Below are 21,942 nucleotides of genomic sequence, written 5' to 3'. Positions count from 1 at the left end.
GATTAATTAGAAACGCTTAAGTAAAATGTACAAAAATATTATTAATCTTGGATGAATGTTTCAACCGTGCCTTAGCTTAGCCGAAACCTCCCTACTAACTCCTCCAGCTGAACATTGCTGGTATTTAACTGCTGGGTACTTTCTGTTGTTGCCGTTCCATTTTCGTTTAGTTTTCCTATCATATTTTGGATAGTTAAGATATTGCGGGTTATCTCATCGGTTACTGCATTCTGCTCTTCCGCCGCGGTTGCAATATGATCGTTAAGCTCACCAACCTGAACAATTTTCTCGGCCATTACATCAAGGGAAGAAGTCACCAAACCGGTATTGTTCGCAGCCGATTGACAGCTTTCTTTTGTATCTTCCATTGATTCAACCATCTTTTTTGTACCATTTTTTAGCTTATCCAACATGTCTTTGATTTCTTCGGTACTATTTTGAGTTCTCGCTGCAAGAGATCTGACTTCATCTGCCACGACTGAAAAACCGCGCCCTTGCTCACCGGCTCGGGCCGCTTCGATAGCAGCATTGAGTGCTAACAAGTTTGTTTGATTTGATATATCACTGATGACATTAAGAATAACACCCACCTTATCAACATCTAGACTCATTGACGTTGTTGATTGGGTCATTCGTTCAACACGATCTACAAGAGCTGAAACACTGTCCACTGCATTTTGTACAACTTGACGGGAGTTCTGTGCTTCGGCATCAGCACTACGGGCGAATTTTGCCGCTTCGACAGCACTTTGTGTAACTGAATTAGCACTGGAACTCATCTCTGTGATCGCTGAAACAATTTGTTCTGTTTCATGAGCGTGCGACGCTAAAAGCGATTGATTGGAATCAGTCTGCTGATGTAACTGAATTATTTTTTTGCCTATAGTATCGGTGGATTCTGAAATTTCAGACATCATTGCCTGGAGGTTAATAATAAAACGATTTATGCCATCAGACATTTTACCAAAGTCATCATTGCTCTTGACGTCTAAACGTTGAGTTAAGTCACCATTTCCTTTTGCTAACTCTACAACTACGTTGCGGAGGGATATAATCGGTTTATACGCAAAAGCCAATATCAACAAACAAAGAGGGGTAATAATTATAGCCGTTATAAGTAAAGCAATCGTAATAGAGTTGTTCAACTCTCTCGTATTATACTCTATATATGACTTATCAATATATCCGGTCAACAGCCACTGCTTCCCTTGAATATCAATCGGTCTTTTAATTTCAATCAAGTCAGAATCAATTTTATTTGAAAATATAGTGGTGTTATTTCCATCCACCAGCTCTATAAACGATCCATCAAGCACCATGTTATCTAGAAAGTTAACAATGCTATCTATCTCTAAGTAGAAAATATCTACAATGTTTTTACCACGATTGACTGTGATATAAACCATCTGTTTATTGTCTTCAATGAAAACATCACTTACAGTTATATCATTATTACTTTCTCTCATAATTTCAATATAGTGTTGGGCTTCATTTTTATCTTTCAGCATACCATCTGCAGTAAAAACAAGATCACCTATCACTTTTACGACTTTACTGAAACCGGAATATTTGGAAACATCTCTAATTTGAACCAAGGTAAACATTAATGAGTTTAATGATTTAGCCAGCATTATTTTATCATTAAACTCAGCGGTTAGCTTTTCTGTAGCAAAATCTATTCCTTTACTGATATTATCTGTATCATTTTTATAAATATAACCACTAATATAATGATTCACGCTAAAATATGAGGCTGTAATAGTCGCTAAAATAACAAAAAAAAAGATCGAGAATATCTTAACCTTAAAAGTTAACCGATTCATAACTTACCCCAAAAATCTTACTACATAACAGTTGATATTATTATAATAACCAGACTAGATTTACAAACCTTAAACGCCCAACATAATAATTAGACCGTAATCACTTCTATCCCTTTTTGTGTAAAGGCACCTATATATTCATCGTCTATATCATCATCAGTAATTAAAATATCAATAATTGATATGTCTAATACTTTATTATAACCAACACGGGTGATTTTTGTTGAATCTGCAACCGCGATGACTTTTCTTGCACATTGTGCCATTACCTCACTGATCACATACCCCGTATTAAATGTTGTTATACCTTTTTCTGGATCGATACCGTCAGCCCCTATAAAAAGAATATCAGCAGTAACACCTTCCAGGCACTGTTCCGCTTTTATTCCATGCAGTGACTTCGTCTTACTACGATAGGTGCCACCACTCATCACTAGGGTGACATCCTCAACGTCACTTAATACATCAGCGACAAGTAAATTGTTTGTTATCGCAATAATCCCGCCAATTTCTGCAACCTTTTTGGCCACAAGATAAGTCGTACTACCACTGTCAAAGATCACCGATGAGCCACTTTCAATATAACTGGCAGCCTTTATTGCTATTCTTTCTTTTGCTGTTGGATTTAACTTATAGCGTCGATCGACCCGAATTTCTGTTCCGGTCTCAGTCATCAACGGGAGCGATTCCAGTGATTGTGCACCTCCGTGGTAACGTTGCAACTTTCCCTGATGTTCCAACGTTCTTAAGTCACCACGAATAGTCACTTCAGATATCTCTAATAATTCAACAAGTTGTTTTACTTTAACGCGCCCATGAATATTGAGTAGATCCAATATCTGTTCGCGGCGCTCTAATGCGTTCATATTTCCCCCCTCAATTTTCACAAGCTAACTACTGTCTTTCAACGCTGTTATTGCCCCCGTCACTTACATCTTGAGGGGGCAATTAAAAGCGATTCAGATTATACGCTAGCTATTTTTCCATCTAAGTCCCAGAGTTCTTCCCAGCTACTGGCACCTTCCCAAAGAAATACCTGACCTTTAATAAGACGACAGTTTTTATCAATTTTTGATAACGCTTCCATCTCTTCATCTGTCAACGGATCTTTGATGGTGCACTCAAGGTTGGTAAAGTATTCATTTTCTCTGACGGAAAAAGGAATCGGGACATGGCCACGCTGTACTGCCCACTTAATACAGACGACCGCCGGATGAATCCCTAAACGTTTCGCTGCTGCAATAATGACGGGATCTTCAATATCAACCGTATCGCTTTCTGTTGTATCACGGTCCGGACGAGTCGGAGAGCCGATAGGACAAAAACCTACGGGTAATACATTGTTGCTTACCAGGTATTCATAAAATTCCGTTTGCTGGAAATGGGGATGGCATTCCATTTCGTTAACAACGGGTTTGATTTTGGCATCACGAAGCAACAATTCCATTTTTGGAATCGTCATATTAGACGTACCAATGCTTCTGACTAGGCCCATTTCAACAAGCTGTTCCATTTGCGCCCAAGTCTTCATGAAATCTTCATGAATAAACGGTGTTGCATCCGGACTACGAGAGTCAACAGTACAACCAGGCGGGTGGAAATTAGGGAAAGGCCAGTGAACGAGATAAAGATCCAAATAATCGAGCTGTAAATCTTTTAATGTCTGTTTGCATGCCCCAATCACATCATCATGCTGATCGTTCCAAACTTTAGAGTCGATATAGAGTTCTTCACGAGGAATACCGCCCTTCATCATGGTCTGAAAAACATCGCCAATGAGTTTTTCATTACCGTAAACTGATGCACAGTCAAAGAAACGAAAGCCAATTGATGCAGCACCTAGCACAGCATCTGATACCTCTTCAGGGCCAAAGCGATCAGAACCGAAAGTCCCCATGCCAATACCTGGCATTTTGTAACCATTGGCCAATGTCTTCATTGGAATGATCGATTGGTCAATTGCATTTTCAGCGATTTTAAATGTCTTCATCATAGTATCCTTGACTGTCTTTATCCCTCCCTTTGCAGGGAGGGTATCCATTACTTACTTAATGCAAAACTTAGTAAAGCACTGCTTTAGCTTCTGCTGTATCAATATTTTGTTTGGTCACATAAACCACACCGGTATCGATAAACTTCTCAATTTTCTTACCCTGTAGGATGTCATCAATCGATTTCACACCTTTAAAGCCCATCTGGTAAGAAGACTGCACAACAATGCCATCTAAGGTGCCGTCACGAACAAAGCCTTGCAGATCTTCGTTACCATCAAAGCCAACCGCAACTACTTTGCCTGAATAACCTTGTTGCTTAAGCGCACGAGCCATGCCTACCGCTGTTGGTTCATTTGAGCCAAAGATTGCAGTTAAATCTGGAGTTGAAGCCAGCACATCAATCGTTTGATTCAGTGCCGTTACCATATCTGCCTGTGAATAAAATGGCCCCTTGATTTCAGCACCACTTTTCTTGACAACATCCATGAAGCCGCCATCACGCTCGATTGCACTTCCGGCACCTGGCGTATATGACATCATGGAAATTTTACCAGGCTTGCCACCTAATTTATCAAGGAGTTTTTGTGCGGCTAACGCGCCAGCAGAACGGTTGTCTGTTGCAAGGAATGACTGGTAGTATTGGCCATCGCTGTTTAAGTTCGAGTCAATCAATACCACCGGAATTCCGTGCTCCCAGGCTTTTTTCACTGTGGGTACTAAAGCATCGGGATCTGAAGGTGCCAGAACAATACCTGCAACACCGCGGTTAATGGCGTTATCAACCATATTAACCTGCTCTGCTACTTGTGTTTCTGCTTCCGGTCCCTGGAACGTCACTGTATAATTTGGAAGCTCTGATTTAGCAGCCTCGGCACCACCACGAACGTTCTGCCAAAAATTCGAGTTTGACGTTTTTACAATCACGGCAATCTCATTATTTTTTGCAAGTACTTCAGGTGTGCTGAGCACCGTTGTCAGACCAATCATTGCTACCATGGCTAGTTTTTTCATTATATCGCCCTCCTTTTTAGTAGGCATTTTTTTGGGTACAGATTTTTTATTCTTAACTTGATGCTGTCGGTACTGGTCAAAAGCAACGGTCATTACAATTACGCTGCCGATAATTATTTGCTGGACGAAGAAGGAGACACCATTCATGTTCAGGCCATTACGGAGTACGCCCATAATAAATGCACCAATCATTGTGCCGGAGATTGTTCCCACTCCTCCCATCAACGACGTACCACCAATTACTGCACTGGCAATAGCATCGAGTTCATACATCACTCCACCATTAGGTTGAGCAGTTACAAGTCTTGAAGCCAATACGATGCCAGTTAAACCCGCCAGCATCCCGCTAACGATGTATGCATAAAGTTTTATACGGTCAGTATTAATACCAGATAAGCGCGCGGCTTCTTCATTCGACCCAATGGCATAGAGGTAACGTCCAACGCGCAGCTTAGTAAGTGCAAAAGTGAAGATAATTGCCAGTATCACCATAAGAATGACGGGGTAAGGGATACCTGGAAACTTCACAACCGGTAAGCCGTTAGCACCCACATCGACAATTCGGAATAACGCACCGTTACCTAAGCTAGCAAATGATTCAGGCATACCCGAAACAGGGGCTGCATTGGTGACATACAATGCGATACCTCGTGCAATCATCATCATGCCAAGTGTCGCAATAAACGGAGGTATACGAAGGCGGGTAACAAACAATCCGTTCACACAACCACAACACCCACCCACAATGATGCCCAACAAAAAAGCTAATGGAATTGGGACGCCCGCTTTCACCGCCATACCTGCGGCAACACCAGCTAGCGCGACTACCGAGCCGATACTCAAGTCAATACCGCCAGTCAAAATAACGCAGGTCACACCAATACCAATAAACGCAATCGTTGATGTTTGGAGGCCAATGGTCATCAGATTGTTTAATGTGAAAAAGTATTCATTGGTCACTGTGAAGGCGATTAGCAAGCAAATCAAGCCTCCCAATGCTGCTAGTTTTTGCAGCATCAATTTCTGTTTATCAGTCATTTACGCTTCCTCCAATTTTGCAACAAACATATTTTTCACACCGGTCGCATACTGCATGATTTCTTCCTGGTCTGTTTTTTCCGTTTCCAACATGCCGGTCATCACTCCTTCTTTCATCACGATGACTCTGTCTGACATACCCAATACTTCAGGTAGCTCAGATGAAATCATAATGACGCCGACTCCCTGGCTCGCAAGTTCATCTAGTAATTGGTAAATGGCATATTTAGCGCCAACATCTATCCCTCGAGTTGGTTCATCAAAGATCATCACCTTGGCATCACGGAATAACCATTTGCCGATAACCACCTTCTGCTGGTTACCGCCGCTGAGGTTATTAACCAACTGCTCGATGCTCGGGGTTTTGATTTCCATCTTTTTGATAAATTTATTAGATGCGTCGCTTTCAGCCTGTGACGATATAAAGCCCATTTGATTCGAGACTTTGTCCATCGAAGGCATCGTGATATTTTCACGAATCGACATTTTTACGGCGACACCATTCAGTTTTCTGTCTTCTGACAGGTAAGCGATACCAGCTTTAATTGAGTCTGCTGGATTTTTTATAAAAACTTGTTTGCCGTGAATGAAAATTTCACCATCATCCAAGGGATCCGCGCCAAATATTGCCCGCGCAAGCTCGGTACGCTTTGCACCCACCAAGCCTGTAATTCCGAGAATTTCACCTTTTCTCAAATCAAAGTTCAGCGGCTCAAAGACGCCATATCGCTCAGCATTTATCACCGATAAAATTAAATCATCACTGACAACCGCTGTTTTATGGGGGAAATGATTATCAAGTGAACGACCCACCATTTTAGAAATGATGTCATCCATGGTCAGACTCTTGAACGGATGATCCGAGACATAAGTGCCATCACGGAAAATAGTGATGTGATCGCAGATGCGCTTGAGCTCATCCATACGGTGGGAGATATAAACAATACAGACCCCCTGCGATTTTAGTTTTTCAACTAAATTGAAAAGCTTTTCAATTTCACGTTCAGTCAATGCGGATGTTGGTTCATCCATAATTAACACTTCAACGTCAAATGACAGCGCCTTCGCAATTTCAACCATCTGCTGTTTAGCGACCGATAAGGTATTTACAAGGTCAGATGGCTGAACATCGATATCGAAGATATCCAGTAATTTTGCGGCATCATGGTGCATTTTATTATGATTAATGATGCCATTGACAACGGGCTCTCTGGCAAAAAAGATATTTTCAGCAACAGAAAGATGGGGGATCAGGTTTAATTCCTGAAAGATCATACTGATCCCGTGATGCTGTGCTTCAAGCACAGACTCAAACTTAGTGGGTTTCCCTTTATAAGTAATATCGCCAGTATCCGCTTCATGAATACCGATTAAGACTTTCATTAATGTCGACTTGCCCGCCCCGTTCTCACCCATCAGGGCATGAACCTCACCTTTACGTAAATTTAATCGAACATTACTGAGCGCTTGCACCCCAGGAAATGCTTTCGAAATGTTACGCATTGATAATATAGTCTCGTTCATACTTGCCTCCTTGTATTCACGACTCGCACTAATTAACCGGAGTAACGCCTTTTTTCAGAATGATGTTGCCGTATTTCCGTGTACTTCCGGTCACAACAACGCAGCTGGCGTTTTGGGCGCGATCATAGAATGCAAAACGGTCAATAAAAGTAATTGAGGTTTCAACTGGCAATGTCGATTGATATTCACTCACTAACCCTTCGGGATGACTGTCCCCGGCAACCGGTGCCATCATCACTACTTTGTCATCAACATACTGATCTAGTTCGAAAAGTGGTAAGACCGCTTTCAACAGGTCAGTAACGTCGCTGCCATCAGCACGGTAAATAGTTGCATTCACCGAATAAGCGGGAAAATGTGCATCGCTGAACACAATTTCATCCCCATGCCCCATCTTGTGAAGCATGCTAAGCAGTTCTGGTGAAATTATTGGACTAATATTCTTCAACATAGAGAAATACCTTCGCTTTGGATTCGCTTAGCGCATAGAATACGCTTAAATTATTGAATATATGAATTACAATCGACCCTGGCTATTGCAAACCGTGATCTTCTGCTTGATAACTTCGGCCATGGCTGCTTTCGCAGCAACGTTATATTCTCGGGGATCATTCACTGACGGGTTAGTTGCAAACAGACTTTTTAATGCGTCTGCATAAGCAATTTTGAGTTCTGTCGCCACATTGACCTTACAAATACCCATCGAAATACAGCGCTTAACATCATCATGGGGAACACCAGAAGCGCCGTGTAAAACCAATGGGATATCGATTAAAGAGGCAATTTTTTCCAAGCGAGCAAAGTCGAGCTTAGGCGTTTCTTTATACATGCCATGGGCTGTGCCAATCGCGATCGCAAGTGAATCGACATTGGTCATCTCGACCAATTTTTTTGCGTCTTCAGGGACAGTGTAAGGATCGTTGACCTCTTCGATGATCAGATCATCTTCCTGGCCGATCAGTTGCCCGATTTCTGCTTCAACACTACAGCCGTAGGCATGGCAGAGCTTCACTGCCTTTTGCGTCAGAGCGATATTTTCGTCCAGCGCCAATGCACTTCCATCAATCATCGCAGAGCGTATTCCCGACTCCACTTTATATTGGATATCTTTGAGGTCGTGATGGTGATCTAAATGAAGGACAACTTGCTGATGACGCTCTTTCGCCGCCGCATTCACCAGTTGGATCATTTCCTGGATACCAGCGTAAGAATATGTTCCCGGTGTTCCTGCCAAAATGACCGGAGATTCAAGCTCTCGTGCTGTATCTAATACGACATGGACGGTCTCAAGGTTATGGACATTAAATGCAGGGATCGCATAGCCTTTCTTTTGTGCATCTAAAAGCAAATAATTACTATTGATTAAGTTATTCATTTTTACTGCTCCCACTTAAGCAAAATTTTTCCATTCGATGGTTTGCCATCAAGTGCAGTGACCGCTGTGATGTAGTCATTCGGGCCGAAATAACCTTCAGTCAGTGAATCAACATCAATTTGATTGTTTTTGAATAGCTCTGCCGTAATTGTCCATTCACGACCAGGGAAAGGTTTTGAATAATTCATCCAGCTTCCGAACAAATTGAGTTCTTTTCGTAAAATTTGTTCGAACTCTTTAAACGTCATGTTTAAGTCTTGGTGTAATGTGCCCACTAAACCGATGCTCGCTTTCGGTCCGGCCATCTGGATCGCTAGCTTAACCGTAATGGGTGAGCCTGCCGTTTCCAGAATGAGCTGGTCATTATGAATATCAGGTGTTGCCGAGAACTGCTGTATAAAATCCTGATCCGCAGAATTAAAACTAAAATCAGCGCCCAGCATTTTCGCTTTCTCAAGCTTATTGCTATCAATATCGATAGCTGTAACCGATTTCGCACCCATTGCTTTTGCTGTTTGGACGGCGAGCAAACCGATAGTGCCGACTCCGACAATCACAACATTTTTACCTTCGCAGCCACCAGCCAGCAAAATTGGGTGAATACCTACGGTTACGGGTTCGAAAAATGCGCCTTGTTTCGTTGAAACCCCTGCAGGTAAAACAAAACAGCTTCTTACCGGCACCGAAACATACTGTGCATTGCCACCCGGAATACGTGAGCCGACAAAGGTATAGTGTTTACATAATGAATAGTGGCCATCGGCACAGGCATCACATTTGAAACATGGTGCAAGAGGTGCACAGGCAACCTTATCGCCAACCTTGACATCGGTAACAGAGTCACCAACGGCAATAACCTGACCGGAGAACTCATGCCCCAGTGTTATAGGGTAGTAATGTGCGCCATTGTGGAAAATGCGTGGAATGTCTGAGCCGCATAGCCCCGAGTAACACACTTGCACCAGAACGCTATCTTCACCGACGGTGGGCAAATCGGTTTCGATTACCGATAAGTTATTGTTGCTTTCGACAACAACTCCCAGCATTCTTTTTTTCATTTTTCTCTCCCAAAACATGTAAAACAGAATGATTAGCAACTATTTCTTATCACATCATTTCATTTGAATTGCTTAACTGGTATAAAGCTTACACACGAAAGCAAACGACAACCAATGCAGGGTTTCGGTTTTGCAACGGAGGTCACCTTTTTTATGGTTAAAGGGAAGAAAACGTAAGGGGACGAAAGTGTATATAGGCATTGATTGCGGTACTCAGGGAACAAAAGCGATTATTTGTGACAGCGATTCAAAAGTTATCGGAACCGGCTATTATCAACATGATCTAATAAGCAACGATTACGGAAAAAAGGAACAAAAGACCAACTGGTGGATTGATGCCATGGTCAAAGCCATCAAGCAGGCGTTCAGTCAAGCAGCAATAAATCCAAAAGAGATAAAAGGCCTCGGAATTTCAGGCCAGCAGCATGGCCTTGTTTTGTTAGATGAAACCGACAGGGTGCTCCGAAACGTTAAGCTGTGGTGCGATACCGAGCCGACAGAGTTATTTCAACAGTTCGAAGAGCAGCATTTTTCTCAAACACAATTAGTAGATCAGCTGGGCATCCATACTCCGGTTGCCTTCACGATTGCTAAATTACTTTGGATAAAAACCTATGAGCCTGAACTCTATAGCAAGATTCACAAAGTGATGTTGCCTCATGATTATCTGAATTATTGGTTTACCGGAGAATTCAAAACTGAATGTGGTGATGCGTCGGGATCGGGGTTTTTAGATACCCATACACGGTGTTGGAGCGATGCTATTTTAGATGTATTTGATAAGCAGCGTTCTTTTGTTTTACCCGAGCTGATTGAATCACATGAGCCCCACGGTTTTGTCAGACCAGAAATCGCTAAGCTATTCGGCTTTGACGCTAATGTCATTGTTTCAAGCGGTGGCGGCGATAATATGATGGCAGCGATTGGTACCGGTAATGTAACTGATGGCTTATTAACCATGAGTCTCGGTACATCAGGAACCGTATATAGCCATAGCTCAGTACAAGTGGACAGTAAAAACCATCCGGATATCAATGCGTTTTGCTCATCAACAAACGGCTACTTACCCCTTGCCAGCACCATGAATGTAACAAGCGCCACAACTGCTTTTCGAGAGCTTTTCGAACTCGATTTAAACTGTTTTGAAGAGCACATCGCAAGCTCGCCAGTGGGTGCCGACGGGATACGCATCATGCCGTATTTAAACGGAGCAAGACTACCAAATGTACCAAGGGCCAGGGCAGCAATTTTTGGCCTGTCCGGCAACAATATGAACCAACAAAATCTGTTAAGAAGTGCCGTTGAAGGGGTGACCTATAACCTCGCTAAAGGCGTTGAGATTTTAAAAGACTCTGGCCTCAGTTTTGAACATGTACTGGTGATTGGAGGAGGATCGAACAGTCGAACCTGGCGACAAATTATCGCCGATGTCACCGGATTAGAGGTAAAAGCCCCACAAGCCGCAGAAGCCGGTGCGCTGGGTGCAGCCATGCAAGCAATGTGGTGCGAGAGCGTTTACTACAACAAAGGAGAAAGCATCGAAGATATCTGCCAACGAAGTATCGTGCTTGATGAAGATAAGCGTACTGAACCAAACCCAGCTTCGGTAGCAACATATCAACAACTTTTTTCCGAATACCATGGTGAAGTTAACGACTATATAAAAATGTACCGCTGATTTCGCAACAGATGCCTAACCATAAAAAACCCCAACAGTGGCGCCTTGCAGGTGCCACTGTTGAATTTTTTTCGCTTTAAATTCAATATATAAGATTCACCCATGGCTGAAAACCCTTCTTTGCCAGCCAATTCATGCCGCACAAAAACCATCCAGAAATCCATCTCAAACTCTCCTGTAATGATACTGGTACAGCCCTCCTCCAGTATTGTTGTCATGACATGTCCCCTATCACGATGTCTATCGGAGCTAATCAACCAATCGAACAAAACAAAAGAAAACGGAAGAAAATGTAATAAATAATAAGTTTACTATTTACATTTCCGTTCGATTGGCTATGATCGCAAGCATACGAAACAAAATAGGAATGCATCACATGAAAGACATTATCTCACAACACAAGGCAGAGAAGCCTGTCGGTATATACTCTGTATGCTCTGCTCACCCGCTCGTTATCGAATCGACACTTTCTTTCGAATTGTTTACTAAAAACAAAGTTCTTATCGAAGCAACATCTAATCAGTGTAATCAATTTGGCGGTTACACTGGGATGAAACCGAAAGAGTTCAAAGAATTTGTTCTTTCAATTGCGGATCTTGTCGGCTTTCCCCATGACCGTATCATTCTAGGCGGTGATCATCTCGGCCCAAATTGTTGGCAAAATGAAAGTGCCGAAGAAGCCATGGTAAAATCTGAAGTTTTAATCGCAGAGTATGTAAAAGCCGGTTTCACTAAAATTCATTTAGACGCTTCAATGTCATGCGCAGATGATCCTGTACCACTCGATCCCCAAGTTGTCGCAGATCGAGCTGCAAGATTATGTCTGGTCGCAGAAAACAATGCCCCTGAAGAAATTAAAAACCAGCTTTGTTATGTCATCGGCACAGAAGTGCCGGTTCCGGGCGGTGAAGCAGAAGCAATTTCAGCCATTCACGTCACGACATGTCAAGCTGCAAAACAAACGATTGATACTCATGCTGAAGCATTCAAACATTATGGAATTGAAGGTGCATTAGATAGAGTTGTTGGCGTTGTAGTTCAACCTGGTGTCGAATTTGACCACTCCAGTGTCATTCACTATGACCGGGAGCAAGCAACAGAATTATCACATTTCATTGAAAACACGAATTATGTTTTTGAAGCCCACTCAACGGATTACCAAACCAAAGAGTCTTTCAAAGCCCTGGTAGAAGATCATTTCGCCATTCTGAAGGTTGGCCCGGCGGTAACATTTGCACTGCGGGAAGCCCTGTTTGCGTTAGCTGACATCGAAACACAAGTTGTCAAACCAGAACACCAAAGTCACCTGAAGGAAGTGATTGATAACGTTATGCTTGATGATCAGCAGTTCTGGAAAAAGTACTACAACCCTCAACACACCAAGGCCATGGTTGATCTGCATTACAGTCTTTCAGACCGAATTCGTTATTACTGGCCAAACAACCGAATTACCAGTGCTATCGATACGCTCTTCACCAATCTGGAGTTAACTGAAATTCCATTAGGGCTGCTAAGCCAATATATGCCTACGCAATTAAAGCAAGTCGTATCAAGCCAGATCCCTTGCCTGCCTAAGCAGTTAGTTATCAGCAAGATCCAGGAAGTACTGGCCGACTACTCATATGGCTGTGGCAAACACCAATAATTAATATGGCAACAAGGCAGGCAAACGCTACATCCTCGGGAGAGATAGGATTTTATTAGCGTATATTTAGCATCACCGTTTGCCGCATATTTTAGTTGCCTCCATACCTGTAACCGATTAAAGGCTATCCATTAATTTGAATAGCCTTTTTTTTGCTTCCAAAACGACACCTACCTTGACCGTAGTCACAGATTATACTTTACACAACACCCTTTGAAGCAGCATAATCTCCACTATCGAAAGCAAATAAAAGACAACAAAAAGATAACGAGCAGTATTTGAGGAATATAATGAATGCACTAGAACGAAGAGAGAAAATCCTGGAGATCCTTCACAATCAAGGACGGGTCGAAGTTAAGCAACTGTTCGAGACCTTTAGTACTTCAGAGGTTACCATTCGAGCTGATTTAAGAACGTTGGAACAAGAGCATAAACTGAAACGGTTTCACGGTGGAGCACAATCGTTAGAATCCTTGCCAAATATGATCAAGAAATCGGAAGAAGAGACTAAACTCGAAAACCGCTACGACATTAATGCAAGTGCTAAAGAGCGGATTGCCACCCGAGCGGTGCAATTTATCAAAGAAGGCTCTTCAGTGATCTTTGACAGCGGCAGCACGACTCATCTCGTTGCAAAACATATTGCCGGGCAAGGTAATATCATTGCAATAACCAACAACCTGCCGGTCGCTGATGCTCTGGCTGACGCTGAAGACGTCACCCTGGTGATCTGCGGAGGAACATATCGAAGCAAAACGAAGTCACTGCATGGCAGTAAAGCTGAACAGTGCATGGAAGGTGTCTCTGCTGATATTCTCTTTATTGGGGCTGACGGGATAGAGCCAGATAAAGGCATCACAACATTTAATGACGGTTACGCAATTAGTGGCGTGATGGCACAATGTGCCAAAACCATTATCGCAGTTATTGACTCAACCAAATTTGGCCGCATTGGTTTTAATAAGGTACTCGACACTTCCGTAATTGATATATTAATCACTGATAATGGCATTTCAAAAGAATACGAAAAAGCCTTTAAGGCTAAAGGCGTTGAAGTGATCGTTGCATAGTTTGAAGTGGGCATGTGACCGCTCAAGTTTTTTCACCGGCTATTTACTCTCATCTAATCATGATTGCCGGAGCCGGTGGTGATCTTTTAAAAGCCGGCAAAGGGTCATATGAACCCCAACTTTTTCAGTTTCCGGTACAGGGTAAGTAACTAAGAAAAACTTATTTCAAATAAGTTGCCATAGCCATCTAACAAGGCAGCGATTTCTGCTTCCAGTGTTTCTTTACTCCAAGTAATAAAGCGGCGTCTGTAATACTTGGCCTGTTTCCAAAGGATTTCGATCAGATTCAATTCCGGACTGTATACCGGAAGATAGACCAATATCATGTAATGTTGCATCAGCCAGTGTTCTAGGGTTTTCTGATCGATCCCATGGTGCATGCGGGCATTATCAAGAACAATAAAGGTCAAACGATCATCGCCTTGTTCGGCAACTTGCTCTAGAAATTTCACCACGGTAGTCCGGGTTACACTCTTGTCTGTGATTTCATATTGGAAAGTGTTTGCCGCATAATCAAGAGCACCAAGAACGGATCGCCTGCAATGTGGCTTTGGTTCAACCTGATGTGGCTCCCCTCGGGGGCTCCAGCCATATTGAACTGGTGGCGATGCAGCAAAACCAGCTTCATCAAAGTAAACCAGTCGGTACTTGCCTGCACGGGCGTAAGCTTTTAGCTTGGCTAAAGTTGCTGATTTTACGGCAAACTCTTCTTCGTTGCGTTTTTTTTAAGCGAAAAGCGAGAGCGTTTGTAGGATAATCCCTGTTCTTTAAGAGCGCTAGCTAATGTTTCGAGCGTGCAGGGCATGGTACCGTGTTTAGCTTCCACACGTTGAGCAATCTCGGCTACTGTCAAAGACTCAGCACAGGCAACTTGTACAGCCGTAGCCACCATTTCTGGTGACAAAGCGCGAGGTCGCCCTCCGGTATGCCCCTTCAATAGTCCACAAAGGCCGAGTTCATACCATGCGTGGTACCAGTTATATACCACTCTAGGAGTGACACAAAGTTCAGCGCCGATCTCTTTAGGCGTAAGCATACGAGCTAATAATAATATTCCTGCGGCTCGAGTGCGGATATCTCGGTGTATATGGTTCAACGACAGTTGCTGTAGGGTATGACGTTCAAACTCAGTTAGCTGTACAGTACATTGCATCGTGCGGTTCAATCGGCGTGTGTCAGGTGATAATAAAAGTGTAGCTTAATGAATTTGGTTTTCCTTAGGCACTTAACTTAGTTAATAAGCTTTGTGCATTGATTTGAAAGTCATACTTTTCTCTATCGAAAACCTTTTCTGACGAAGAAGAGGAACCCTGAGAGACGCCTCAGGGAATTTATGCATTAATAACGACATAAATGATGCACTAATGAACCTTATGCTTGAATTTAATAGAACATATTGTGATCAAGTTTGCATAATTGGATTAAAATCGATAGATAGAGCATTTTAATTGCTGAGATTATATTCACTATTGACGAATCATTCGCAAAAAAAATGACATTACAGCCAGATTACTCGCATAATCGCGGATAATTAATCGTATAATGACTATTCATTCTATTAATTCGCGATTCCTAGTGAAATGATATTTTGATACTTATCACATTTCCCCTAAATTTTTTCACTTACCATAGCGCCACTTTAATCATTCTTTCAAACAAGATTTATTAAAGACAAACAATTTCTTCGGTCATCTTTTATTAAACGACTTCCGTTACTTTAATAGGGATAACCTATAAAAATAAAATAATAACTCCATTAATAAATATAGGAGATACGATCATATGCGCATAGTATTAGCATTAGGTGGTAATGCACTTTTAGCTCGAGGTCAGGCTTTAACTGCTGAAAACCAACGCGAAAATATTAAAAAATCAGCAGCAAGCATTGCGGCAATTGCGAAAGAGCATGAGATAGTGGTTGTACATGGAAATGGACCGCAAGTTGGTTTATTAATGGAACAAAATGCAGCCTATCAAGAATATTCGCCAGAAACGACACCTTATCCAATGGATGTTTTAGGGTCTCAAACTTGCGGTATGGTGGGTTACATGCTGCAGCAGGAACTGCGCAATATCGATCAGTCTCTTGCTATTGCAACGTTAGTTACCCAAACCGAAGTCAGCAGAGAGGATCCCGCTTTTGCTAATCCAACGAAGTTTGTTGGCCCGGTGTATACAGCGGAACGTGCCGAAGAGATCATGGCCGAATCATCATTGAAGTTTAAAGCTGATGGTGATTATTATCGTCGTGTTGTGCCATCTCCAATGCCGAAAGATATTGTGGAGCTGCCACAAATAGAAACATTGTTGAAAGCAGGTAACTTGGTTATTGCATGTGGCGGCGGCGGTGTGCCAGTTTGTTTTGAGGATAACCAAAGTACTGGTGTTGAATGTGTCATTGATAAAGATCTGACGGCAGAGCTTCTGGCTGAGAAGATTGGTGCTGATTTATTTATTATCCTGACAGACGGCTCTATTTATCGTAATTACGGCAAAGAAGACCAGGCTGAAATGAAACAAGCGACACCATCAGGTTTAGCTGAATTTAATTTCCCTGCAGGTTCAATGGGGCCGAAGATTGATGCGGTTTGTAAATTTGTCGAGACAGGTCGTGGTAACTCTGCAATTGGTTCATTATTTGACCTAGATAGAATTATTACCAACGAAGCCGGTACATTGGTGACCCAAGGTGAAGGCATTGTTTACTATTAATCACTGTCAGCTTGTTACTGCATGATTATTAATGATTACTGTTTGCTTTTCATTGAAGGGCAAGCAGTGATTGCATTATTTTAAGTTTAAAGATGTTGTCGTTATTAATAATACATTTTGCTTTGAACTTATAACTTTAAATCCGCTTTCTTAGAAAGCGGAGTGTCATCCTAAAACAGACCCTAGCCAGCAGCATTTTGTTGCTGGCTTTTCTATGCGATTCTACCGTCCAGCTTTATTGTGATGCCTGTTCCTGGTTTATCCGCATACAAACCAAGCGTTAGCCACCGCGTTAATATAGGCTTCCCGGTGCCACTCAAGCTGTTCTAATGCAGGAGCAGTACGAATATCTCCTTTCAATTTCGTTGTAGCCAGTACTTTTACTCTGCCATTACTGACACTCTCGACTGTTCCCCGAAAAGTGTAGCCAAGGCCTGAACCATCAGGTTGATTGAACAGGCAAACAATCTGGCCGATATTGGTATAGATATATCGACTTTCTTCATTCCACAAGTCGGCAGAAACGGGCTCTTTTGTCACTAGATATAATTCACCTTGGTCGGTATTCACAGAAATCAATTTTCGGTATTGGGTATAAGGCTGATAGCCCAGGACTTGTGCTGCGTCATACCATTTACCGTAGGGGGCATTGGTGTTTTCTATCACCTTTAGCGTGACAAATGGACCGTCAAGACAGAGATCGGCCCAGAGTTCAGTACTGGAAATACGGGCAGAAAAAAATGGGTATTCCGCGACGGTATTCGCGTTAGAAACGCACCATGTTCCTGATTCCTGATGAATGAGTTGGCCGGTATTGGCATCACAAACACGCTTGGCCAGTGCCTGGAACTCCATTATATCCTGCTTGGCATGGGAAGGGCTTTTAGCACAGTAACGGTAACTGAAAGAGAAGGCACTTTTGGGGTAGAAGAAACCTTTGTCAATGACCGCGCCATTGCGACGGGTATCGTTCAGCTTTATAAAACTTCTGGTTGAGTCGAAAAAGCGGTACTCGGTCGTTTTAACGTTATCAGGTGTTGAGTTGCAGCTAGCGATAAGAAGTATGAAAAACACCATTGACGAAAACCGAAAAGCGATGTGATTATGCATGCAACCCCTACCTACCAAATCTCTGCAGAATAAAGGCGCTGCAGAATAATTTTAAGTATATAAGGCCGGTGAAATTTCGTCGTAAAAGAAGTGAAAAGCAGCTTTATGCTAAAAAATCAAACGGGTTGTAGAGATGAAAGCCACCAAAGTTATCGCCTCAAGCAATAAATGACAATTAAAATGATTTTTTTCAAATAGTTACATTTAACGGTTTTGTCGCAAAGTTTTGCCGAAGTACAAGCATACTGATTTCTAGATGCAATTAGGCTGCAAGCGCGTAAAATTCATCCCTGATAGATAAACCATCAGGGTTGTCGAACTGTCCATTTTTAATCATCGGCCACAGTTCCACTCCTGCGAGGGTGGCTGTTGCGCCTTCATCAGATTTCCATCCCAGACACTGATGCACCTTACCTTTCACTTTCCGGTGACTTTGCTTGACTATGTTGTTCAAATACTTAACTTGAAGCACTTCAATCAGGTTGAGCATCTTCCCCATCAACCAGAGTTGGACGTTGATATTGTGTAGCGCTAACGTGTTGGCCTATCGCCTTGTTGAAGAAGGCGCGAACTGCTTTCTCGTCACGATGCTTCTGTAAGGGAGCGTATTTGATGACCCACCGATTGATGGTTGAGTGATCAACATGGATACCTCGCTCAACCATGATCTCTTTGATTTCACGATAACTTAGTTTATATGCAAGATAGTAGCGAACGGACAGGAGAATGATCACTGAAGGGAAGTGTCGGGCTGAAAAATGGATGGTGATGTGATTACTATGAGTGAAAAGCTGCCGTGATCATAACTCATTGAGTGACTTTGCGATAAAGCCGAGTTATTCATATGGTTAATCGATTTGTTTTAATAAGCAGGAATGGACATCCAAAAGACCAAAGCGCACCTCGACTTTATGGATGTCCCGACTTAATGCCTGTTATGCTTGTGGAGGTGTACCTTCACAGTTAGAAACAACAGCATCAATTTGTACTAAAGCACCCATAGGGATAGCTGAAACACCCACAACTGTTCTTGCAGGAAGATCGCCTTTGAAGAAAGTCGTGTAAATTTCGTTTACAGCATCGATATCTTCAATATTTTTAAGTTGGATATTGATTTTAACTGTATCGTCCATCACATGGTCAACACTTTCAATAATTGCCTTAATATTGTTTAGACATTGTTCTGCTTGCGCTTTTACGTCACCAGCAACTAATTCATTTGTTTTCGGGTCTAAAGGTAATTGACCAGAAACATGGTTGTAGTGAGAGAAAGCTACAGTGTGTGAGTATGTCGCTTTTGGTGCATTTTCCGTATTGCTTGCTTCGATTACAAGTAGGCTTGTGTCTTCAGGAAGTTGTGGTGGTGTACCATCACCGTGTGATACAGATGTATCAATTTGAACTAGAGCACCCATAGGTAAAGCTGAAGCGTTAACTATTGAGCGTACAGGGACATAGTTTGGGTAAAATTTTGCACAAACTTCGTTTACCGCTTCAACATCAGCGATATCTTTAAGGAAGATAGTCGTTTTAACCACATCGTCCATTACGTGATCGATGCTTTCTAAGATTGCTTTAATGTTATTTAAGCACTGTTCAGTTTGCTCTTTAACACCACCTGCTACCAACGCACCTGTTTTTGGGTCAATCGGCAATTGAGAAGCAAGGTTATTGTAGTGAGAAAATGCAACAGTTTGTGAGTATAGACCTTTTGGTGCGTTTTCTGTGTCTCTAGAAACTTTGATTAGAGCACAAGGAGCTTGTGGAGTAGTACCTTCACCATTTGAAATAAGTGCATCAATTTGTACTAAAGCATCATTCATAGGTAAAGCTGCAACTGCAACTGTCGTACGTGTAGGAAGAGCACTTTGGAAGAAAGTTGTATAAACTTCGTCGATAGCGTCAATATCTGAGATATTCTTAACGAAGATATTCAATTTAACAACATCGTCCATTACGTGGCCGATACTTTCTACAATTGCTTTAATATTGTTTAAGCACTGTGTTGCCTGGTCTTTTACACAACCAACAACAATTTCACCAGTTTTAGGATCAACAGGTAATTGAGCTGAAATATTATTATAATGAGAAAAAGCTACAGTTTGTGTAGATACAGAACTTTGGGGTGCATTTTCTGTGTTTCTTGAAAACTTAATGATATCGCCAGACATATAGATACTTCTCTTTAATAAATTTTATTTGAAGGAATAAACTAAGTGGCGCCATGGTAAGTGAAATTATTTAGGGGAAATGTGATAGGTATCAAAATATCATTTCACTAGAAATAGCTAATTGATAGAATGAATAGTCATTATCCGATTAATTATCCGCGAGTATGCGAGTAATCTGGCTGTTATGTCATTTTTTTTACGAATGATTCGTTAATTATGAATATAATCTCAGTAATTAAAATGCTCTATTAGCTTAATTTAATCCAATTCTGATAAGTTGATCACAATAAGCTCATTCAAATTCCAGCATAAGCTCCATTGATGCATCATTTATGTCGTTATAAATGCATAAATTCCCTGAAGTGTCTCACGGAGTTCCTCTTCTTCGTCAGAAAAGGTAGGTTCTGTCGCAAGCTGGAGCAGTAAGTTATGATCTCCACCACCACTCACAACTTCTAGCACAATGACTATAAATTTTTCAGGCTGTCACTTTCCGTCAGACATCATCGTTCAATTGGTTCGGTATTATCTCTCTTACAAATTAAGTTATCGTGAAATCGAAGAGATCATGGTTGAGCGAGGTATCCATGTTGATCACTCAACCATCAATCGGTGGGTCATCAAATACGCTCCCTTACAGAAGCATCGTGACGAGAAAGCAGTTCGCGCCTTCTTCAACAAGGCGATAGGCCAACACGTTAGCGCTACACAATATCAACGTTGAGCTTTGGAATAACGGACGCATGTTGAGCCTTATTGAGATCCTTTCAATTAAGTATCTGAACAACATAGTCGAGCAAAGTCACCGGAAAGTGAAAGGTAAAATGCATCAGTGCCTGGGGTGGAAATCTGATGAAGGCGCAACAGCCACCCTCGCAGGAGTGGAACTATGGTCGATGATTAAAAATGGACAGCTCGACAACCCTGATGGTTTATCTGTCTGGGATGAGTTTTACGCGCTTGCAGCCTAATTGTATCTGAAAATTAGTACACTTGTACTTCTACATAACTTTGCGACATATATGAACCATCCCTATTTGCACGTTAATTTTTAGTGATGTTGGTATAGATCTAAGTTGCAGTCATATATTCGGCATCCAAGTTAAACTTGTGCCCTGATGTAAATCCGCACTCTTCCACCTCATCAGAACCATGGCCTCTAAGGGCCGTGTCGCAAAACAGGTTTTAGAAGAGCAGGTATGACCTATCTTTCATCATCTAAAATTAATTCGCGCAAACTTGTTGAAATACTTACTGTTAGGTTGATGTTAAGCTACTCAATATTGTGTATTAGGCAGCCACCTTTTGATTGTTGAAGTCAAACTCATTTCCCGTACTCAGAATGGACCATATGATCCTGGCATTCTTATTCGCCAGTGCAACAGCGGCTTTATTAAAGCTAAGCGTACATTTTTTCTGTGTTAACCAGCGGCCATATTCGTTGTCCAGATTTTTACACTTCGACAAGGCTGCTCTGGCACCGTGAATAAGTAATGTTCGCAAGTATCTATCTCCTCGTTTGCTGATACCCAACAAAAACTGCTTGTCTCCGCTAGAATGCTGTCTTGGTACCAGGCCTAGCCATGCGGACATGTGCCTGCCATTCTTAAATACTGCTGGATTTGGAACCGCAGAGATCATTGCTGTTGCTGTTAATTCACCAACACCGGGTATTTTCATAATTCGGCGACAGTCTTCATTTTGCCTACAGATCTGTTGTACTTTTTTTCCTA

16 protein-coding genes and 3 pseudogenes are annotated in these 21,942 nt (G+C 42.0%); 5 read left to right on the top strand and 14 right to left on the bottom strand.

What is annotated here, in order from left to right; translation table 11 throughout:
- Positions 1–71: 71 nt before the first annotated feature.
- The 8 genes from L4D76_RS09585 to L4D76_RS09550 all read right to left on the bottom strand — a co-directional run bounded on the left by L4D76_RS09585 (position 72) and on the right by L4D76_RS09550 (position 9,823).
- Positions 72–1,823 (bottom strand): methyl-accepting chemotaxis protein, encoded by a 1,752-nt coding sequence (locus L4D76_RS09585; protein ID WP_428440685.1) that lies wholly within the window; start codon positions 1,821–1,823, stop codon positions 72–74.
- An 89-nt stretch (positions 1,824–1,912) separates the two neighbouring features.
- Positions 1,913–2,689 (bottom strand): DeoR/GlpR family DNA-binding transcription regulator, encoded by a 777-nt coding sequence (locus tag L4D76_RS09580; protein ID WP_428440684.1) that lies wholly within the window; start codon positions 2,687–2,689, stop codon positions 1,913–1,915.
- Positions 2,690–2,787: 98 nt separating this feature from the next.
- On the bottom strand, positions 2,788–3,813 hold the full coding sequence (locus tag L4D76_RS09575) for an aldo/keto reductase (RefSeq protein ID WP_428440683.1): 1,026 nt from the start codon (positions 3,811–3,813) through the stop codon (positions 2,788–2,790).
- Positions 3,814–3,883: 70 nt separating this feature from the next.
- A complete protein-coding gene (locus tag L4D76_RS09570) occupies positions 3,884–5,866 on the bottom strand; it encodes a substrate-binding domain-containing protein (RefSeq protein ID WP_428440682.1) in 1,983 nt (660 codons plus the stop codon).
- Positions 5,867–7,390 (bottom strand): sugar ABC transporter ATP-binding protein, encoded by a 1,524-nt coding sequence (locus tag L4D76_RS09565; RefSeq protein WP_428440681.1) that lies wholly within the window; start codon positions 7,388–7,390, stop codon positions 5,867–5,869.
- A gap of 28 nt (positions 7,391–7,418) precedes the next feature.
- Positions 7,419–7,841 (bottom strand): L-fucose mutarotase, encoded by a 423-nt coding sequence (fucU, locus tag L4D76_RS09560; RefSeq protein ID WP_428440680.1) that lies wholly within the window; start codon positions 7,839–7,841, stop codon positions 7,419–7,421.
- Between the two features lie 66 nt (positions 7,842–7,907).
- Positions 7,908–8,765: a tagatose-bisphosphate aldolase subunit GatY gene (gene gatY, locus L4D76_RS09555; protein WP_428440679.1), complete on the bottom strand. Its 858-nt coding sequence runs from the start codon at positions 8,763–8,765 to the stop codon at positions 7,908–7,910.
- Between the two features lie 2 nt (positions 8,766–8,767).
- Positions 8,768–9,823: an alcohol dehydrogenase catalytic domain-containing protein gene (locus tag L4D76_RS09550; protein WP_428440678.1), complete on the bottom strand. Its 1,056-nt coding sequence runs from the start codon at positions 9,821–9,823 to the stop codon at positions 8,768–8,770.
- A gap of 187 nt (positions 9,824–10,010) precedes the next feature.
- On the opposite strand from L4D76_RS09550, the gene xylB reads away from it, so the two are divergent.
- From xylB to L4D76_RS09535, 3 genes are all read left to right on the top strand, one after another.
- Positions 10,011–11,501, top strand: a complete 1,491-nt coding sequence (gene xylB / locus L4D76_RS09545; RefSeq protein ID WP_428440677.1) for a xylulokinase — start codon at positions 10,011–10,013, stop codon at positions 11,499–11,501.
- A gap of 367 nt (positions 11,502–11,868) precedes the next feature.
- Entirely contained in the window at positions 11,869–13,146 is a 1,278-nt protein-coding gene (gene gatZ / locus L4D76_RS09540) for a tagatose-bisphosphate aldolase subunit GatZ (RefSeq protein WP_428440676.1), read from the top strand.
- A 290-nt stretch (positions 13,147–13,436) separates the two neighbouring features.
- On the top strand, positions 13,437–14,216 hold the full coding sequence (locus L4D76_RS09535; RefSeq protein WP_428440675.1) for a DeoR/GlpR family DNA-binding transcription regulator: 780 nt from the start codon (positions 13,437–13,439) through the stop codon (positions 14,214–14,216).
- Positions 14,217–14,365: 149 nt separating this feature from the next.
- Here L4D76_RS09535 and L4D76_RS09530 read toward each other — a convergent pair.
- A pseudogene (locus L4D76_RS09530) lies at positions 14,366–14,884 on the bottom strand (IS630 family transposase); the annotation flags it as partial.
- 26 nt (positions 14,885–14,910) lie between these two features.
- Complete coding sequence (locus L4D76_RS09525; RefSeq protein ID WP_428440674.1) at positions 14,911–15,369, bottom strand: helix-turn-helix domain-containing protein; 459 nt, start codon at positions 15,367–15,369, stop codon at positions 14,911–14,913.
- A gap of 629 nt (positions 15,370–15,998) precedes the next feature.
- On the opposite strand from L4D76_RS09525, the gene L4D76_RS09520 reads away from it, so the two are divergent.
- Positions 15,999–16,928, top strand: a complete 930-nt coding sequence (locus L4D76_RS09520) for a carbamate kinase (RefSeq protein WP_428440673.1) — start codon at positions 15,999–16,001, stop codon at positions 16,926–16,928.
- Between the two features lie 258 nt (positions 16,929–17,186).
- Here L4D76_RS09520 and L4D76_RS09515 read toward each other — a convergent pair whose 3' ends face one another.
- The 3 genes and pseudogenes from L4D76_RS09515 to L4D76_RS09505 form a co-directional block, all read right to left on the bottom strand.
- On the bottom strand, positions 17,187–18,038 hold the full coding sequence (locus L4D76_RS09515) for a hypothetical protein (RefSeq protein WP_428440672.1): 852 nt from the start codon (positions 18,036–18,038) through the stop codon (positions 17,187–17,189).
- 403 nt (positions 18,039–18,441) lie between these two features.
- A pseudogene (locus tag L4D76_RS09510) lies at positions 18,442–18,808 on the bottom strand (transposase domain-containing protein); the annotation flags it as partial.
- 165 nt (positions 18,809–18,973) lie between these two features.
- On the bottom strand, positions 18,974–20,209 hold the full coding sequence (locus L4D76_RS09505; RefSeq protein ID WP_428440671.1) for a RidA family protein: 1,236 nt from the start codon (positions 20,207–20,209) through the stop codon (positions 18,974–18,976).
- A gap of 463 nt (positions 20,210–20,672) precedes the next feature.
- Here L4D76_RS09505 and L4D76_RS09500 point away from each other — a divergent pair.
- Positions 20,673–21,180 (top strand): annotated as a pseudogene (locus L4D76_RS09500) (IS6 family transposase).
- Between the two features lie 319 nt (positions 21,181–21,499).
- On the opposite strand, the gene L4D76_RS09495 reads toward L4D76_RS09500, so the two are convergent.
- Positions 21,500–21,889, bottom strand: coding sequence for a transposase (locus L4D76_RS09495; protein ID WP_428440772.1), 390 nt, complete (start codon positions 21,887–21,889; stop codon positions 21,500–21,502).
- Positions 21,890–21,942 lie beyond the last annotated feature (53 nt).

The sequence above is a fragment of the Photobacterium sagamiensis genome (genome assembly GCF_050337085.1).
Taxonomy (GTDB): Bacteria; Pseudomonadota; Gammaproteobacteria; order Enterobacterales; family Vibrionaceae; genus Photobacterium; species Photobacterium sagamiensis.
This window is presented reverse-complemented; position numbering and strand designations above follow the sequence as displayed.

What these genes read in the sequence shown, in the direction of transcription:
- L4D76_RS09495 (WP_428440772.1), bottom strand. Translation starts at nt 21,889, where the DNA reads ATGAAAATACCCGGTGTTGGTGAATTAACAGCAACAGCAATGATCTCT.
- L4D76_RS09570 (WP_428440682.1), bottom strand. Translation starts at nt 5,866, where the DNA reads ATGACTGATAAACAGAAATTGATGCTGCAAAAACTAGCAGCATTGGGA.
- L4D76_RS09525 (WP_428440674.1), bottom strand. Translation starts at nt 15,369, where the DNA reads ATGCAATGTACTGTACAGCTAACTGAGTTTGAACGTCATACCCTACAG.
- fucU (WP_428440680.1), bottom strand. Translation starts at nt 7,841, where the DNA reads ATGTTGAAGAATATTAGTCCAATAATTTCACCAGAACTGCTTAGCATG.
- L4D76_RS09515 (WP_428440672.1), bottom strand. Translation starts at nt 18,038, where the DNA reads ATGCATAATCACATCGCTTTTCGGTTTTCGTCAATGGTGTTTTTCATA.
- L4D76_RS09505 (WP_428440671.1), bottom strand. Translation starts at nt 20,209, where the DNA reads ATGTCTGGCGATATCATTAAGTTTTCAAGAAACACAGAAAATGCACCC.
- L4D76_RS09575 (WP_428440683.1), bottom strand. Translation starts at nt 3,813, where the DNA reads ATGAAGACATTTAAAATCGCTGAAAATGCAATTGACCAATCGATCATT.
- L4D76_RS09585 (WP_428440685.1), bottom strand. Translation starts at nt 1,823, where the DNA reads ATGAATCGGTTAACTTTTAAGGTTAAGATATTCTCGATCTTTTTTTTT.
- gatY (WP_428440679.1), bottom strand. Translation starts at nt 8,765, where the DNA reads ATGAATAACTTAATCAATAGTAATTATTTGCTTTTAGATGCACAAAAG.
- L4D76_RS09580 (WP_428440684.1), bottom strand. Translation starts at nt 2,689, where the DNA reads ATGAACGCATTAGAGCGCCGCGAACAGATATTGGATCTACTCAATATT.
- L4D76_RS09550 (WP_428440678.1), bottom strand. Translation starts at nt 9,823, where the DNA reads ATGAAAAAAAGAATGCTGGGAGTTGTTGTCGAAAGCAACAATAACTTA.
- L4D76_RS09520 (WP_428440673.1), top strand. Translation starts at nt 15,999, where the DNA reads ATGCGCATAGTATTAGCATTAGGTGGTAATGCACTTTTAGCTCGAGGT.
- L4D76_RS09565 (WP_428440681.1), bottom strand. Translation starts at nt 7,390, where the DNA reads ATGAACGAGACTATATTATCAATGCGTAACATTTCGAAAGCATTTCCT.
- gatZ (WP_428440676.1), top strand. Translation starts at nt 11,869, where the DNA reads ATGCATCACATGAAAGACATTATCTCACAACACAAGGCAGAGAAGCCT.
- L4D76_RS09535 (WP_428440675.1), top strand. Translation starts at nt 13,437, where the DNA reads ATGAATGCACTAGAACGAAGAGAGAAAATCCTGGAGATCCTTCACAAT.